Here is a 15376-nt window from a genome sequence, read left to right as displayed (position 1 = left end):
TGAACGTTTGGAAGGTGCCTTAAAGGTGCTCAAGGGTGAAAACAAATTAACGGAGATCAACGTAGCTGCATCCATCAAGGAGATTCGTCGTGCCTTGGTTGACGCTGACGTGAGTTATAAAATCGCCAAGGATTTTACGGATCGGGTAAAAGACAAAGCGCTCGGTTCGGAAAACGTGCTCAAAGCGGTTTCGCCTGGTCAGTTGATGGTCAAAATCGTCATGGACGAGCTGACCGAATTGATGGGGGGGCAGGCTGCCGGGCTTAACCTGGCTGGCAAACCTACCGTTGTCCTGATTGCTGGTCTGCAAGGTTCGGGTAAAACGACCTTCAGTGGCAAGCTGGCCAATTGGCTCAAAACCCAAAAGAAAAAAAGCCCACTGCTGGTTGCCTGCGACGTGTACCGCCCAGCGGCCATGGATCAGTTGACCGTATTGGCGGAGCAGGTTGGCGTGCCGATTTACAAAGAACCGGAGAACAAAAACCCGGTGCAGATCGCCCTCAAGGCTATCCAGTACGCCAATGAAAACAAGTGTGATGTCGTCATCGTGGATACCGCTGGTCGTTTGGCCATCGACGAAGAAATGATGACCGAGATCAAAAACATCAAAGAAGCTATCCTGCCTCAGGAAACCTTGTTTGTAGTGGACTCCATGACGGGTCAGGACGCCGTGAATACGGCCCAGGCCTTCAACGAAACCATCAACTTCGACGGCGTAGTACTCACCAAAATGGATGGTGATACCCGTGGTGGTGCGGCCCTTTCGGTAAAATACACCGTGGGTAAGCCCATCAAGTTCGTCAGCATGGGCGAAAAACTGGATACCCTGGATATGTTTTACCCCGACCGGATGGCTCAGCGGATTTTGGGCATGGGGGACATCGTATCCTTTGTAGAAAAAGCCCAGGAGCAATTCGACGAAGAACTGGCGAAAAAACTGGAGAAAAAAATCCAGAAAAATAAATTCGATTTCAACGACTTCATGGCGCAGATCAACCAGATCAAAAAAATGGGTGATCTCAAAAGCATCATGGGCATGATTCCGGGTATGGACAAGCTGACCCGCAACGTGGAAATCGACAACAATGCCTTCAAAAAAGTAGAAGCGATCATCCAATCGATGACGCCGAAGGAACGCAGCAATCCCGATCTGCTCAACATCAGCCGCAAACAACGCATCGCGCGGGGCTGCGGCCGCACCCTGAACGACGTGAACATGTTCATCAAACAGTTCGAACAGATGCGCAAAATGATGCACAACATGAGCAAAATGCCGGGTTTTGGTAGTGGTGCTGGTGCTCCGGGTGCAGGCGGTGGGATGATGAAGCGGAGACGGTAAACGCTGATTTTACCAGAGGATTAGATAAGTAAACTTAAGGCGAGTTGATTTTAACTTATTGATTGTCAATTTTCCTCAAGTCTAGTAAACGTTTTATTTTAAGTGTCTTATCTAATCCTCTGCTAAAATGAGCCCTTATTTATGTCCCACTACTAAGTTTTCCGATAGCCAGAAGTGTGGCCACTTCTTTTTCGGCAATACTCATACTGAGGGGCAATTGGCCTACCCCATAAATTCGCCGTAAAACCTCCACTGCGGCAAAATCCTGGCACAAAGTAGGATCAAATTCTCCATACTGCTCCACCAATGTGTCCAAGGCTGAACTCCAATCCATTCCACAAAAATACAAATGAGCCAGGCATACCCCCAGGTCGAACTCTGCATCGCCCTGGAAACAAAATTCTGGATCAATGACAAAAATACCCCGCTCCGTGCGCAGCCAACTTCCTGGGAAAAAATCGCCATGCAAAAGGGTATTGCCATCAGCAAGGTAGCGCTCCCCCAAAGCCATGGTTTTTTTGCGCAGGTCAGGCTGCTGAAAAATGGTTTGCTGGGCCAATGCCTGTAAACCTTCCTGAATCCCATCCAGATTCAAACCATTGTCCGGTTGAAAAGGAAAATCAAAAATGTGGAAATGGTTCAAGTCCCGCATGGCCCGGTTTTGGAAAGCTACAGGTGGAGGCGTTTCCCGACTCTGTTGGTGCAAAGCTTTTAAGAATGTGAGCAAAGGGGTCAGTTCTGTTTCGGGAATTTGCACTTTTCGCTGGTAAAAAAGAGTGAAGTCGGCCCCTGCTCCCAGGTCTTCAATCATTTGCAGGTGATCATCAGGAGCGAAATGCAACAATTGGGGCAATAGCTCCGCTACTCCTTTCCACTGGGCAGCAGTTTTAAAAAATGTAGCTTCCATTTCTGCCCGTTCCACTGGGGCGGGGATGCTAGGGTATTTTTCGACGTAGGGCCGAGCCTGTTTAAGGATGAAGCTGCGCTGGTTGGTTTTGATGCGCAGCGTGTAATTCATGTTCCCTTCTCCGGCTTTTTCTGCAGACAAAATTGATTCAGCAGTAGCAAAGAGCTGATGTTCTTGCATCCATAAAGTGATGGAATCAAGTTGATTCTGGTCTAAATGCATAGAAGGACTAAGGTTTGTTTCGTTGTAAAATCTTATCCGTCAATTGATTGGCCAATTGATCCAAATCGGTGTCGAGCAAGGCCTTGTTTTCCCGCAGGACGGGCACTGTCAAACGGCCAGGCAGGCGGTCAAACCCCCAATAAGCTCCCAGAACTCCTCCTAAAACCGCGCCGGTAGTATCATTGTCCCGACCGAAATTGATCAAAAAAGAAAGGGCTTTTTCAAAATCAAAATCAGCAAAAATCATGGCCGTAAGGACCTGCAAAGTGATTTCACCGGCATGGAAAGGCATATCCTGATTTTTGGCATCCAACAATTGAAAGGCTTTTTGCATGCGGGTCAAATACAGGGCGTCTACCTTTAGGAATCTTGGCTTGGGTGTTTTGGTGCTGTCTACATCCGTCCATTGTAGCTTCTGGGCTTCGAATACGATTTGCCGGGCCTCACGTAGAATCCGGTAAGCGGAACGTCCCACCAAACGGCTTTGGAAAAACCCCTGGGGGTCAATATCCCGAAATACATTGAGCATTTTTTCAGGATTGGCATCTTTAGCCATGGCCTGGGCCGTCATCGCCGCCATTAGTGCGCTGAGGTCGCGGGCATAGCCTAAGTCATAGATGCAGGTTTTGAACGTTTCCTGATAGGCTTTCATGGGGTCGTCGGGGAAAAAAGCCCCTGTAGCAGGTGCATACAATAAACCGGCACAAACCATCTCGCCGCCGTAAAAACGACTTAAAGCATCGTTGTATTCGAGGTATTTGCCCGCAACAAAGGGCCGGGACACCGCAGCCCATTCCTGCAACCAGGCCATGCGCCGGCTTTGGGCCTCAAAGGCAGCAGGATCAGTTCCTGGCGTGTTTTTCAGCGCTTTTACGGCCTGTTCGTATTCCTGAAGGAGGTGTTGGGCAAATTTTTTGGCATCGAGCTCGGGTTTGTCCCCCAAACTGAGCAGGTATTGAAAGGTGAGCTTTTTCCAGCGGGTATCGTCCGTGGTTCCGCCAGCTGGCAAGTTGACCAGCCAGGTACCTTCGGGCGAAGGTTCCCTGACCATCGAGTCGAGATGATCTACAAAGCCATATTCCATTTGGATGTAGTCGCGGGACCACATTTCGGTGGGCGCTCCCATGGCGTCGCCAATGGCCGAGCCGACCAACATGCCTTTGACTTTGTTGAGCAATTCGGCGCGGGTGAAGGTTTGCGCATCACTTTTTACCGCATAAAACAGAACAAGGAACAACAAGGAGAAACGTGCCATTCGAAAAGGATTAACAATCTAGCGTCGAGAATAGCCTCGAAGGCGAAAGATAAACCTAGGTATTGGTTTCTTTCGTCTTCGGGGCTACAAGAATGAGGGTTTAATGGCTAGTTGCGGGGTAATTGTGCGCAGTTTGTGCCTAATTTGGGAGATCAGGCAGCCAAGCATGGTAACTTATTGGTAATTCAATTTAATGGCATCACACCTGATTGCAAAAATGTTTGGTTCAATTTTAACTCCTTGGAAACTATCCGGCGCGCTCAGCAGTACCTTTTTATTGGCACCAATATTGTTAAAAATCAAAGTGTCTATATTCCCCGGAGTGCCATCGGCCATTTGATACAGCAGCTCTACCTTGACTTCTTCGATGGGTTGACTCATGTTGTTGAACACGGCAATGGTGATGCTTTTGAACCCACCCTGATCCGTCTTTTTTTCAGCATGTTCAATGCCTACCTGAACCAACCTTTTCCAGTTTTTCCTTAAGTATTGCTCTTCGGTGGAAAAATCATTGATGTTAAAGGAGTTATTGTAAAAAAATGTACCCACTGACCCCAGTACCCCAATGATTACTACCATCCAAATGATCAATTTCCAATCAATGCTACTTTTCGGCTGGGGAGCCGGGCTGAACTGCATTACCGGCTGAAACATTGGGGCTAACTCAGGCAATGTTTTGGCTTCCACCCAATCGGGTAAACCTTCGTACCAAACTTTGGTTTCTGGAAGGAGGTTTTGAAATTTGAGTTGTTCAATCGAGTAGGGGCCTGCACTGGCCCCATTCTTCACGATGTGGTAGTTTTTCATGCGCTTAGGATGTTACTGGGTTGCAAGCTAAATGATTTTTTGCATTACTCCTAAAGGCCAATGCTGTGGTGCTGCGCTTAAACGCCCTGAATTTTTTCAGACCAACCGCGGAGCAGTTCAATTCAGAATAGCCCCGGTCGTCCGGGGAGTTGGAGGATTTAGGTGGGGGCGATAACCACGGCAGTGGTTGAACAGGGCCAATAGGGGGGATTAAACGAACCCCTCTACCTTGATTTTTGTTGGAATAATGTTTATTTTTATTGCCGTAAAAAAGAAGAAATGAGCTTAGCACAAATAAGGGAAGAATTGCACCAACGGATTGACCTAGCGGACGAGCGTTTGCTGAGGGTGGTTTATGACGTAATGACTGAGCTTGATCTGGAAGAGGAGGAAGAAGATGATCCCGAGTTGGCAGCTGTTATAGCTAAGCATGCGGAAGAAGGCCCGTGGAAGCAGCTGACACAAGAGGAGCTGCTAGCAGAACTGGAAGAAAGCCAGGAGCAAATACGCAATGGAGAATACATTTCTATGGAAGATTTAGAAAAAGAAATGGAGCAATGGTAAATATGTTTAAAGTCATTTTTGGCAAAAAAGCTCGTCAGGATTTACAAGAAATTTCCAGCTATCATCGAAAGACCGCATCCCCACAAGTGGCAAAGAAAGTACTTAAGGGGATAGTTGATTCCGCCAAAAAACTTCAAACTTTTCCTCATCGTAAACCAATTTTGCCAGGGACTGAAGATAGAAGCTCTCCGGTACGTTATACCAAAAAATGGTCTTTCAAGATTTTATTCAGCATTTTTGAGGACAAAAAACAAGTAGAAATATTGAGGATTAAACATGATAAAGAATTGCCAGAAAAAACGATCGAAAGTGTCAAATAGAACGATTAGTTCAATTTATTCATAGCGTTTCAATACTCCGGTTAAACACTCTTGCTTCTTCAATTTCTGCAATAATTTGCTCCGCAGTACGGTCATCCGACCATGCCCCAGCCAAGGCATTCAGCTTATTCAATTTTTCTTGTTCATCTTGTTCAGATGCCGCATCGCGCTCTACTTTTTTTACCTCGATATAGTTTAAGGTCTTTAAAAAAAGCAGCAGAGTAGAAAGATGGGCATTGTCTACATCCAAAGTAATACGTGTCATTTTTCGGCATTGATTTCAACAAATTTAATCCATTTAACAGAATAGCGCAATTTTAATTTGGACCTAAGGCTCGTAGGGTAACGCCTTCAGTGCTGGTGCATGGTTATAAGCTGTAACACATTTTGGTGGAAGCAATAGGGTAGGGTGGCGTTGGAGAATCCCAAAAACAAAAAAGCCACAATCAAACGTTACCGTCCAATTATGGCTTTTTTTAAGTTGTGATCCCGCTGGGAAGGGGTGAGGAAAGTAGGGGCTTGGAAATCAGGGGGTTGGGGGAGTGGGAGGGTGGAAATAAAAAGAATTTAAGAAAATGGGAAGGGGCGATTTTTGAACTAAGGTGAATTTACTGCACAGTAATTCCTACTAGTGGTTATTGTCATTAAGGCATACTCACTGCGTTGGTGTTCGAACTGGAATTAGGTTGATGGCATTCGATTTTCACTATATCTGATGTGTCTTAGGTCAATTTTTTGAGTTCGTTTTCAATTTCTTCAATGCTGGGCAAACTGGATTTTAATTCATCTGGCAAAATTTCAGTCAGTTGAAACTCGCTAACCCCCATTGGTTTATTGATGTCGCGTAGGGCAAACTCGGTTTCGAAATTATTTTTGTCTCTGCACAACAAAATTCCGATGGTGGGCTGGTCGGCTTCAGATTTCACCAAACTGTCTACAGCCGACAGGTAAAAATTGAGTTTGCCGGCATATTCTGGAATAAACTTGGTGTTTTTTAGCTCAATTACCACATAACACTTCAGTTTGATATGGTAGAACAACAAATCGATGTAATAATCGGTTTCCCCCACCAGCAAATGGTATTGCTGCCCTACAAATGCAAAACCTTTACCCAATTCCAATAAGAACTTTGTGATGTGCGTGACCAACTGCCTTTCGATGTCCTTTTCGTGATAGGGCTTGGTCATGGTCAAAAAATCAAAAATATAGGGGTCCTTCAACGTTTGTTGCGCTAAATCTGATAGTGGGTCCGGTAAGGTTTCCCTGAAATTACTGATGGCCTTGCCTTGTCTTGCGTATAGCTGTGATTTCAATTGAAGGGCTAGGATATCCCTACTCCAGCCGTTTTCGAGGGTTCCCCTAATGTAAAAATGCGCTTCTTGAATATCTTTTGACTTGCTAAAAATCAAAATATTATGGCCCCAGGGGATTTTTGTAGCCAGTTGTTGTGGTGATTCAATAAATTGGTTCTCTGGAGATTGCAATTGTCCAACAGCCTGTTGGACAATTGGCGTTTGATAAAACTTGTAAAATTGTTTGGCATAGGAAAGGTTGCTCCTTGAAAAACCTTTCATGTCGGGAAACTCTTCTTTCAGGTCTTTGGCCAACTGCTCAATCAATTTGTCACCCCAGGTATGTTCTTTTTCAGCTATCATTTTGCCCAACTCCCAATAAAAAGCAATCAGCGCAGTATTTGCTGCTACTGCTGCTTTGGCCTGCACGGACCTTATCCTGGATTTTAGATCGGAGAGCCAGTTTTTGTATTCGAGCTGCATAATTTCCATGGCTTTTTCTTTTTAAGGTTGGCTTCAAGGGCAAAAAGGGTATAAATATTGCTTTTGCTGGTTTTAATCCTCTAAATTATTGATTATTTTGAAATGATCAACATTTTTGTTGAAAAATAAAATTGGGATTTGAGTTGGATGGAGCCCAAAAACAAAAAAGCCACAATCAAACGTTACCGTCTGATTATGGCTTTTTTTAAGTGGTGATCCCGCTGGGATTCGAACCCAGGACCCTTTGATTAAAAGTCAAATGCTCTAGCCGACTGAGCTACGAGATCAAGCTTTTGAAGAAACGATTTGCTTAACAAAACGCCCTTTTTTCTAAAGCGTTGCAAATATACGGGTACATGAACCGTTTGTCCAAGAAAAAGATTCCTTTTTTTTCAAAAATGCTAAATATTTTCTCTGTCGCTTGGGGGCAGGGGTGGGGTAGCGGCCTCTATTGCCTTGATAAACAGGTCGAAGTTTAAAAAATCGCTGAGCACCTGGGTGGCGCCCAAATGCAATAAAAAATCGTGATCCTGTCCGTGGCGGATGCCAACGAAGTCCATGGCGAGGTTGCGGGTGGTGTGTACGTCCCAGGCGGCGTCGCCTACGTACACGATGCGTTTGAGGGCCGAGTGGCTGTTTTGCACCGTCTGGACGGCCTCCTGGAGGATTTCTTCGCGGGTGTACTTATCATCGGCCCCGCTGACCCAAAAGCGTTCGGAGGGGATGCCTACGTGCTGCATTTTGATTTCGGCCGATTCTTTCCAGCCGCCGGTGGCCACGGCGACAAGGTAATTTGGGTGTTCCAGGAGTTGCGTTACGGCTCGGGCGGCACCGGGTACTTCGTAAAAGTGATGGGGATTTTCCAGGCGTTGTTGGCGGAGGCGTTCGCCGTAGATGCGTTTGAAGTGGGCGACCTCGGTGCTGGTCACGGGGCGCTGGAAATGTTGCTGGATGAGGTGGGCAAAAATGGTGGTGTCGCTCACGTGGGGGTACTTGCTCCAGTCGATGGTGGGGAAGGGGCGGTGGTAGAGGTCGGTGTAGGTTTGGGCAAAGCAGCGGCTGTCTCTGCGTTCGGAGTAGATGAGGGTGCCGTCGACGTCGAAGAGGATGAGGGTTTTCATGTGGTTCTGTTGAGGCTTCGCCTCTTTTTGCTAAAAGCGACAGGATGGTAAAACGGATGGAACGGATTGAACGAATGAGAACGGATTTTTATTCCGCCTGCGGCGTATAAGGACGAGCCGAAGGCGAGTCAAAGTCCGTTCTCATCCGTTCCATCCGTTCCATCCGTTCCATCCGTTTTGCCATCCTGCCGCTCTACGCCGAAGGCGTTAAAGCGCGAAGCGCATAATGGCCGTCGGCGTAAAATAATTCGTGGCTGTCTTATCTATCACGCCGAAGGCGGGATCAAAATCCGTGTAAATCCGTTTCATCCGTGTCATCAGCGTTGCTATTATTGTCGCTTTGGTGCCTGGGTGAAACGTTTTTGATGGGGGATTGTTTTGGGGGGATTTGTGCTGGGGCAGCCTTCGGCAGGGGTGGGGGGGTAACCAGCAGAGGGGCAACCGCAAGGGATTGCCCCTACGGCGCTTATTCCTCTTCGCCGCCGATTCGGCGTCGGGTCATTTGTTGCGCCTGATTCAGGCGGTAATTCAGGGTCAAATTGATCTGCCGCAGGCGCATTTGACTATTGTTTTCGGTATAAAAATTCTCGCCCCGGGTGATGCTGCGGAAACGGCGACTGTTGAACACATCCAGCACATTGAGGATGAGTTTGCCCTTGCCTTTGAAAAGGTCGCGGCTCATGGAAAGGTCGGTGAAAAAAAGGGATTTGACCTCGCCTTGGGGCGTTTGGCGTGGCGCTTCGTAGCTGGCCCGAATTTGGATGTCCGTCTTTTTGGGCAGTGAAAAACGCGATGTTTGGCGCGCAAACCAGGCGTAGGTATCACTCTGATAGTCCTCCTGGATGTTGGAACCATCGGTGATGGCGCGGAAGAAGTTGACGTTGAAGTCCAGTTTCCACCACTTCTTCAGGGTAAACGAACTAGTGAATTCCGCCCCAAAGGAGTGCTCATCCAGCAGGTTTTCCGGACGGGTAGCGGCAAAACCATCGCTGTTTACCCGCCGGATGCGATCAATTTTACCCGTGGTGTAGCGGTAGTACAAAGAGGAGGCAAAGGAGCCTTTTTCAAAAAACTTGACGTGGCCCAAATCGTAGGCATCGGTGAATTCAGGATTCAAATCGGGGTTGCCACTGAAAAAGTTGCGGTTGTCGCTATAGGTCACAAAGGGGCTCAGGTCGTTGTAGCGAGGGCGGCGAACGCGGCGGCTGTAGCTGATTTGTAGGGAGTTTTCCTTGGCCAGTTTGTAGGTGAAGTGGGCGCTGGGAAAGAGGTTGGCGTAATTTCTGGGGTTGGATTCATTGGTTTGGGCCAGGGTGGTTTTGATGTCGGTGTGTTCGGCGCGAAGGCCGAATTGGTAGGAAAAACGTTTGATCTTGTTGCCAATGATGGCGTAGGCCGCGTTGATGTTTTCGTCGTAGAGGAAGTTGTTGTTCAGGCTGTCCAGAGGCTGGAAACGGCCAGTGCTGTCTTGCTCGGTGACAAAAAAGTCGTTGCTCATGTCGCGGAAACTGCTGCGGACGCCCAGTTCGTATTTGCCTTCTTTGCCGAAGGGTTGCACGTAATCCGCCGAAAAAAGCCATTGTTTTTCGGTTTCATCATTGAGCGATTTTTGGGTGAGGCTGGCCACTTTGTTGATGATGCCATCGTCAAAAACGGTGCGTTGGGTGAAAGTTTGGTCGGAATGCTCCCAATAGTCGAGGTAGCGGGCGTCGATGAGCAGTTCGTGGCCTTTTTTTTCAAAACTGCGTTTGTAACTCAGCGCGTATTCAGAATTGGGTTCGTCTTCGGTTTCATCCTGCTGCCGGTCGGTGACGCTGAAGCGGTTGCTCAGGCTATTGATGTAGTCCTTGTACTGGTTGTCGTTGATGCGGCGAGCATCGCTGCGGCGCCAGAGGTAGGAGGCGGTGAAAATGTTTTTGTCGTCAAAATAGTAATCCAAACCACCATTGATGCTGTTGTTGGCCGCGCGCATGCGGCCCTTGCTGGTCTGTTCCAGAATACGGGTAGTGGCACCATCGTATACTTCCTGGTAGGTCTCACCGCGACCCGGTTGCAGGCGGTAGGCCAGGGCGTAGTTGAGAAAAAAGTTGATTTTGTCCTTGCGGTAATTGACATTGGCACCCGCACCGAAGTTGTCGGGATTGCCCGCGATGAGGTCAAAAGAGCCGTTGAAACCCTGGCGGCGGTCTTTTTTGAGCACGATGTTGATGATGCCCGACATACCTTCGGCTTCGTAGCGCGCCGAGGGATTGGTGATCACCTCCACTTTGTCGACCAGGCTACCTTGCAGCTGCTGCAAACCCGCGCCGCCTTTAAAACTGACCAGCCCGGAAGGTTTGCCATCGATGAGGATGCGCACGTTGTCGCTGCCGCGCAATTTGACATTGCCTTCCCCATCCACCGATACGGAGGGGATGTTGCTGAGGATGTCGGAGGCTGTACCCCCCGCATTGGCCAGGTCTTTGCCGACGTTGAAGATTTTTTTGTCGAGGGCCAGTTCCATGCTGCTTTTTTCGCCCTGCACCACTACTTCTTGCAGGTTCTGGGCCGAGGCGCTGAGGCTGATGGTGCCCAGGTCCAGGCTGTTTTTACCCGCACTCAGGCTAAAGCTGGGGATTTTGATGGGCTGGTAACCCAAAAACTCCACCACCGCGTGGTAGTCGCCGTAGGGCGCTTCGAGCGAAAACAGGCCCTTTTCGTCGCTGATGCCCCCGGAGACCAGGGTACTATCGCTGTTTTTCAAGATGCGGATGGCAGCGTAAGCGAGTGGGGCTTTGCTTTGGGCTTCAATGATTTTGCCCTTGAGGTTGGCCTGTTTGCTGTTTTGGCCAAAACCTTGTTGGAGGAGGGCCAGGATAAAAAGAGCTGCCAATATCACTTTAGTCAATGGATGCTTCATGTTTTTTGTTTGGTATTTGCGACCTAAAGTTAAGCTATCGACAAGACAAGCCCCAGGAGAATAGATTCTTTACCACATTGGCTAGAATGATGCCTTGTTTTAATCGATGGCTTGGATGGAAAGACGTGTAAAAGGCGACTTGCCCCGCTGAGGTGGTGGGAAAAAAATGTAAGGAGGGCGGCAAATGGGGAGATAACTTAGGTGCCTCTTTGGTGCCTTTGGTTTCTTAGGTGGTGAAAAAGATGTTTTTTTTTCACCACCTGAGAAACCTAAGGCACTTAAGGAATCACCTTAGAAAATTACTTCTTCTTCGATACATACTTCGCCGTACGCGCATCCTGAATGACCCCTTTCCAGTTCATCCCAAAACCAAAGGTGTACACATGCCCGGCGGCATCCTTGTGGCATACCATATCGTGAGGAGCATCTTCCGCCTGTTTTTCCACTACGCTCATACTCGCTGGCATCTGCATGGGCAGCAGGCCGGAAGGTTCGGCTTTGCCCGTCAGGATGTCGAGAATGGCTTGATCCTGGACGCGGAAATTGACCAGAATCGCGTTGGCTTTGCTTTCAAATTCGCTGAAAACCATCGGATTGTCTACGTTTATAGAAACTATGACGGGTTTGCCTTTCATTTTTTCATAGGTCTCGGTTACCATCGCCAAGTCGCTAATGTTTGAGGCTTTGACCGATTTGTCTTTGTAGGTGCGGTTGGCGAAATTTTCCAGTGGGTCGCCGCCTGCAATACTTACTGCACGGGCTTCGGTCGCTTTGTATTCGCCGTATTGCAGGCTGATCGGGAAGTACCCATTGCCGCCTTTTTTGACATCATCGGCCTGGTAGCCGTTGCCTGTGTTGGGGCTGCTGATGAAGGCTATCGCTACATCGGCTTCATCAGGGTTGTCGGTTACCGTGAAGTACTTTTTCACGATGTTGATGTTGACCGGGTAATCCATTCTTTCCGGGGTCGTTTCACCCAGGAAGTTGCGACCAGCCGGGGTGAATTTTTTGGGCACATACACCTTGATGCCTGTTTTGAGGGGCAAGGTCTGTTTTTGGTTTTTCAACAAAACCATTGACTTCAATTGGGCCTCATAGCCTGCCGCCATAAACTCGGGCTTACCCACCGTTTGTTTGGTCGTTTCTACGTCCAGGTAAGGGTTTTCGAATAAACCTACCCGGAAGATGTTTTTCAACAAACGTACCGCAGATTGTTCCATGCGTGCGCGCATCCAAGCCTCACCGTGCTCTTTGCAGCCCATGGCATAGGCTTCGATGATGGGTTTGGCTTCGTTGTTGCCCCCAAACTGATCTACTCCTGCCATCAATACCTTGTAATGGCGCTCGGCGATGCTGAGTTTTTCTACACCCCAGGGTTTGCCTGCGGTAAAATTGTCCAGTACGGTTTCATCCCCGGTGATCCCCCAGTCGGTGCAAGCTACGCCGTCGTATTTGTACTTGGTGCGCATCAGGTCGGTGATGATGTATTTGTTGTAGCTGTTGCCTACGTTCTCCTTGTTCTTGGTGTCCTGATTCCAGGAAATGGTGTAATAGGGCATGACCGCCGAGGCCATCATTGTTTTGCCTTTCAATTTGAAGGCTCCATTGATGAAGGGGATAAAATGCGTCTGGAACTGTTTGCCGGGGTACACCGCAAACTTCCCCATGCCGAAGTGGGCATCACGCCCCGCTTCACCTGAGCCACCACCGGGCCAGTGCTTCACCATGGCATTGACGCTGCCATAACCCCAACCATTGGCGATTTCCTGGGCGCCAGTAGAGGTTTGGAAGCCATCGCAATAGGCCTGGGCCATCACCGCGGCGAGAAATGGATCTTCCCCAAAGGTGCCACTGAAACGGTTCCAGCGGGGGTCGGTGGCAATGTCAACTTGTGGCGACAAGGCCGTAGCAATACCCAAGGCGCGGTACTCCGCAGCAGCAATGCGGCCAAATTTTTCTACCAATGCCGGATCAAAAGTTGCGGCCATGCCCAGTGAACCCGGCCACATGGAAATGGCGCCACCTGCTGCAGCGTTGAATTCGGCGTTGGCTACGGTGCCATGGCGAGGGTCGGAACTGTTGTTGGCCGGAATACCCAGGCCCGTTCCTTCCACCAGGGCCTGCATATTGTTGTTCCACTTGGCGGCAATTTCAGGAGATTGCACCGTGGTGAGCAGGACGTGACGCAGGTTATCTTTGGTCAAAAAATCGATTTGTTGGTCGCTCAGGTCTTCGGGTTTGGCCCCACTTTCAGGGAACGGTTTTCCTTTGTAAAGACCAGCAAAATAACCAGTTGCGCGCGCTGGAATGGATTGGTGGCGGCTGTACAGCATCAAACCCGCAATTTGTTCGATGCTCATTTTGGACGCCAGGTCTTTGGCGCGTACATCGGCGGGCAGACGCCAGTCTTCGTAAGGATCGAGCTGTCCGTTTTTGTTCAGGTCTTTGAAGGCCAAACCCGCCACGGTCAAAATTTTTACGCCGGAATTGGGGGAATAAGCGATGGTCTGGCCGCCCTGGTTTTGGACCAGATTGAAACTTCCCTTGGAGGCCTCGGTCCATTTTTGTTGGGCAAAAATGCCGATGGTGCCCAAAAGCAGGATGAGTGTAGTGCAGAGTTTATACATGATTTCTATGTTTTAAAACTTCCACAATTTATGCAAAAAAGAATAAGGCTACCTGATGATTCTACTCACCCGCTGATGCAATGGAAATTTGGCCTGGAATGGTCGACGGTTTGGGGTTGGTCTGGTTTAGAATAAGCGAGAAGGATTGGTGTTGTCAAAATGAAAAATCACATCGTACAACTGATCCAAACGTATGGTGTAATAGTAATGGTCAACCAGATTGGCATTGAAGACAGCCCCAATGGACAAAAAGGGGCGGCTGGAACTCAGGCGACCATTCCAAAAAGTGCGTTTTTGCAAATCGGCCAGTATTACCCCGTAGTGTGGCTCATCTGCTTGTGTAAACGGATAATTGAGGGAATTGGTTATAGGTGCCGCCAGCCTCATGGTTTCCAATTGATTATTGAGGGCGTTGTACGCTTTAAAATTCCCACTCCCCATGCTGAATCCAATCACTTGATAAGCCGATCCGTATTTGGCTTTGAGGTTGCCACCTAATGAGTTGGTATTGAAATTCAGGAATTGTTCGTTTTTGGCAACATGTTCGTTATGGGCCCAAAGTGCCACTTTAACATTGCCGTATTGGCTAAAAACCCAATCCAGGTTTTCGGCCATGTATCTTTCCCGGAAAGTGAAAAAAGTCTCCGCGTTAAAGACCTGATTGTATTGGAGAATTTCGGCTTGGACGATGGTCTCGTACACCCGCATGATTTGTTGGTAATAAGCGGGGGAAGTCAATTGGGAAATGGAAGCGGCTCTTTCATTGAGTGCCCTGCCTACCGCGTTGATTTGCGGCAAAACCCCATTGCGGGCTTGTTGAAGGGTAGCGAAAGTTTCTCCCTTGTACAATTCATGTTTGACAATCGAATTCAGTTTGCTGCTCACCTCGGTGGCGAAACTGTTGTCGTATGGCTTGAGTAAATTGACCAATTGGGGAACAGCCTGCTTGGGGAACTGGCAATCCACTCCAACCAGGTGGACTTTTTCGGAGTCGGGTTTGTTGCGGTTGTAATCTTGCATCCACAAAAAAAGCTCTAGCACTTCCGTCGTGCGCCAGGTCCAAAAGTACATTTGCTGCGACATCCATGCTTTGATGTCGCCTTGCCCACTTTGGATCAGTTCATTCAGGGCCATACAGCCGCCCAAATCGTATTCAAAAGCCAGGTAGCGAAAGCCCTGCTTTTCAACCAGGTATTTAAAAATGCGGTGTTTCATTTGGAAAAACTCCTGGGTACCGTGGGTGGCCTCGCCCATCCCGACAATTTTGGCATTGCCTAGATTCCCCAAAAAGGCCAGGTCATTTACAGGAAGATTGGGGTCGGTGGTGCTGAGTGGGTGTAAGGTGGCGTTGAGCTCAATTTTGAGGTTTTTCTCGATGGTTCCTAAATTGTCGGGTTTTACGTCGGATTCGGGTTTGCTACAGGCCAGGGAACTGAGCAGGATCAAAAGGAGCAGGGGAAAGGAATTTGAGGCGAAATTTTGCATGATTGCTGGGTTTTATTGAGCGTATAATATGATTCAACAAGGTAATCACATGATT

At 48.5% G+C, this 15376-nt stretch carries 12 protein-coding genes and 1 tRNA gene; 3 read left to right on the top strand and 10 right to left on the bottom strand.

Going from position 1 to position 15376, the window contains the following annotated elements:
• Positions 1-1339: signal recognition particle protein (ffh, locus tag SFV55_RS08430; protein WP_320029047.1), on the top strand; the 1339-nt coding region annotated here is incomplete at its 5' end.
• A 139-nt stretch (positions 1340-1478) separates the two neighbouring features.
• On the opposite strand, the gene SFV55_RS08425 is transcribed toward ffh, so the two are convergent.
• The 3 genes from SFV55_RS08425 to SFV55_RS08415 all read right to left on the bottom strand — a co-directional run bounded on the left by SFV55_RS08425 (position 1479) and on the right by SFV55_RS08415 (position 4530).
• Complete coding sequence (locus SFV55_RS08425; RefSeq protein WP_320029046.1) at positions 1479-2468, bottom strand: phosphotransferase; 990 nt, start codon at positions 2466-2468, stop codon at positions 1479-1481.
• A 7-nt stretch (positions 2469-2475) separates the two neighbouring features.
• Positions 2476-3723, bottom strand: a complete 1248-nt coding sequence (locus SFV55_RS08420) for an ADP-ribosylglycohydrolase family protein (RefSeq protein WP_320029045.1) — start codon at positions 3721-3723, stop codon at positions 2476-2478.
• Between the two features lie 174 nt (positions 3724-3897).
• The gene (locus SFV55_RS08415; protein ID WP_320029044.1) at positions 3898-4530 is read right to left on the bottom strand and encodes a DUF4339 domain-containing protein; all 633 of its coding nucleotides are present in this window, start codon (positions 4528-4530) and stop codon (positions 3898-3900) included.
• Positions 4531-4809: 279 nt separating this feature from the next.
• Here SFV55_RS08415 and SFV55_RS08410 point away from each other — a divergent pair, with 279 nt between their 5' ends.
• On the top strand, positions 4810-5094 hold the full coding sequence (locus SFV55_RS08410; protein ID WP_320029043.1) for a hypothetical protein: 285 nt from the start codon (positions 4810-4812) through the stop codon (positions 5092-5094).
• Positions 5088-5414 (top strand): type II toxin-antitoxin system RelE/ParE family toxin, encoded by a 327-nt coding sequence (locus tag SFV55_RS08405; protein WP_320029042.1) that lies wholly within the window; start codon positions 5088-5090, stop codon positions 5412-5414. The genes SFV55_RS08410 and SFV55_RS08405 overlap by 7 nt, the downstream gene beginning before the upstream one ends.
• A 19-nt stretch (positions 5415-5433) precedes the next feature.
• Here SFV55_RS08405 and SFV55_RS08400 read toward each other — a convergent pair whose 3' ends face one another.
• The 7 genes from SFV55_RS08400 to SFV55_RS08370 form a co-directional block, all read right to left on the bottom strand.
• Positions 5434-5679, bottom strand: coding sequence for a hypothetical protein (locus tag SFV55_RS08400; protein ID WP_320029041.1), 246 nt, complete (start codon positions 5677-5679; stop codon positions 5434-5436).
• Between the two features lie 457 nt (positions 5680-6136).
• A complete protein-coding gene (locus tag SFV55_RS08395; RefSeq protein ID WP_320029040.1) occupies positions 6137-7198 on the bottom strand; it encodes a PDDEXK nuclease domain-containing protein in 1062 nt (353 codons plus the stop codon).
• 201 nt (positions 7199-7399) lie between these two features.
• Positions 7400-7476 (bottom strand) — tRNA-Lys (locus SFV55_RS08390).
• A gap of 114 nt (positions 7477-7590) precedes the next feature.
• On the bottom strand, positions 7591-8310 hold the full coding sequence (locus SFV55_RS08385; protein WP_320029039.1) for an HAD family hydrolase: 720 nt from the start codon (positions 8308-8310) through the stop codon (positions 7591-7593).
• A 466-nt stretch (positions 8311-8776) separates the two neighbouring features.
• Positions 8777-11209: a TonB-dependent receptor domain-containing protein gene (locus SFV55_RS08380; RefSeq protein ID WP_320029038.1), complete on the bottom strand. Its 2433-nt coding sequence runs from the start codon at positions 11207-11209 to the stop codon at positions 8777-8779.
• Between the two features lie 299 nt (positions 11210-11508).
• A complete protein-coding gene (locus tag SFV55_RS08375) occupies positions 11509-13836 on the bottom strand; it encodes a glycoside hydrolase family 3 protein (protein WP_320029037.1) in 2328 nt (775 codons plus the stop codon).
• 126 nt (positions 13837-13962) lie between these two features.
• Complete coding sequence (locus SFV55_RS08370; RefSeq protein ID WP_320029036.1) at positions 13963-15321, bottom strand: erythromycin esterase family protein; 1359 nt, start codon at positions 15319-15321, stop codon at positions 13963-13965.
• Positions 15322-15376: the final 55 nt, after the last annotated feature.

It is taken from the genome of Haliscomenobacter sp. (assembly GCF_033763495.1).
Taxonomy (GTDB): Bacteria; Bacteroidota; Bacteroidia; order Chitinophagales; family Saprospiraceae; genus Haliscomenobacter.
The sequence above is the reverse complement of the archived record's forward strand: the minus strand, read 5'-3'. Positions and strand labels throughout refer to the sequence as shown.

Bases quoted from the DNA above. Each gene is read 5' to 3' on its own strand.
- SFV55_RS08400 (WP_320029041.1), bottom strand. From the start codon at position 5,679: ATGACACGTATTACTTTGGATGTAGACAATGCCCATCTTTCTACTCTG.
- SFV55_RS08410 (WP_320029043.1), top strand. From the start codon at position 4,810: ATGAGCTTAGCACAAATAAGGGAAGAATTGCACCAACGGATTGACCTA.
- SFV55_RS08370 (WP_320029036.1), bottom strand. From the start codon at position 15,321: ATGCAAAATTTCGCCTCAAATTCCTTTCCCCTGCTCCTTTTGATCCTG.
- SFV55_RS08380 (WP_320029038.1), bottom strand. From the start codon at position 11,209: ATGAAGCATCCATTGACTAAAGTGATATTGGCAGCTCTTTTTATCCTG.
- SFV55_RS08415 (WP_320029044.1), bottom strand. From the start codon at position 4,530: ATGAAAAACTACCACATCGTGAAGAATGGGGCCAGTGCAGGCCCCTAC.
- SFV55_RS08425 (WP_320029046.1), bottom strand. From the start codon at position 2,468: ATGCATTTAGACCAGAATCAACTTGATTCCATCACTTTATGGATGCAA.
- SFV55_RS08420 (WP_320029045.1), bottom strand. From the start codon at position 3,723: ATGGCACGTTTCTCCTTGTTGTTCCTTGTTCTGTTTTATGCGGTAAAA.
- SFV55_RS08405 (WP_320029042.1), top strand. From the start codon at position 5,088: ATGGTAAATATGTTTAAAGTCATTTTTGGCAAAAAAGCTCGTCAGGAT.
- SFV55_RS08385 (WP_320029039.1), bottom strand. From the start codon at position 8,310: ATGAAAACCCTCATCCTCTTCGACGTCGACGGCACCCTCATCTACTCC.
- SFV55_RS08375 (WP_320029037.1), bottom strand. From the start codon at position 13,836: ATGTATAAACTCTGCACTACACTCATCCTGCTTTTGGGCACCATCGGC.
- SFV55_RS08395 (WP_320029040.1), bottom strand. From the start codon at position 7,198: ATGGAAATTATGCAGCTCGAATACAAAAACTGGCTCTCCGATCTAAAA.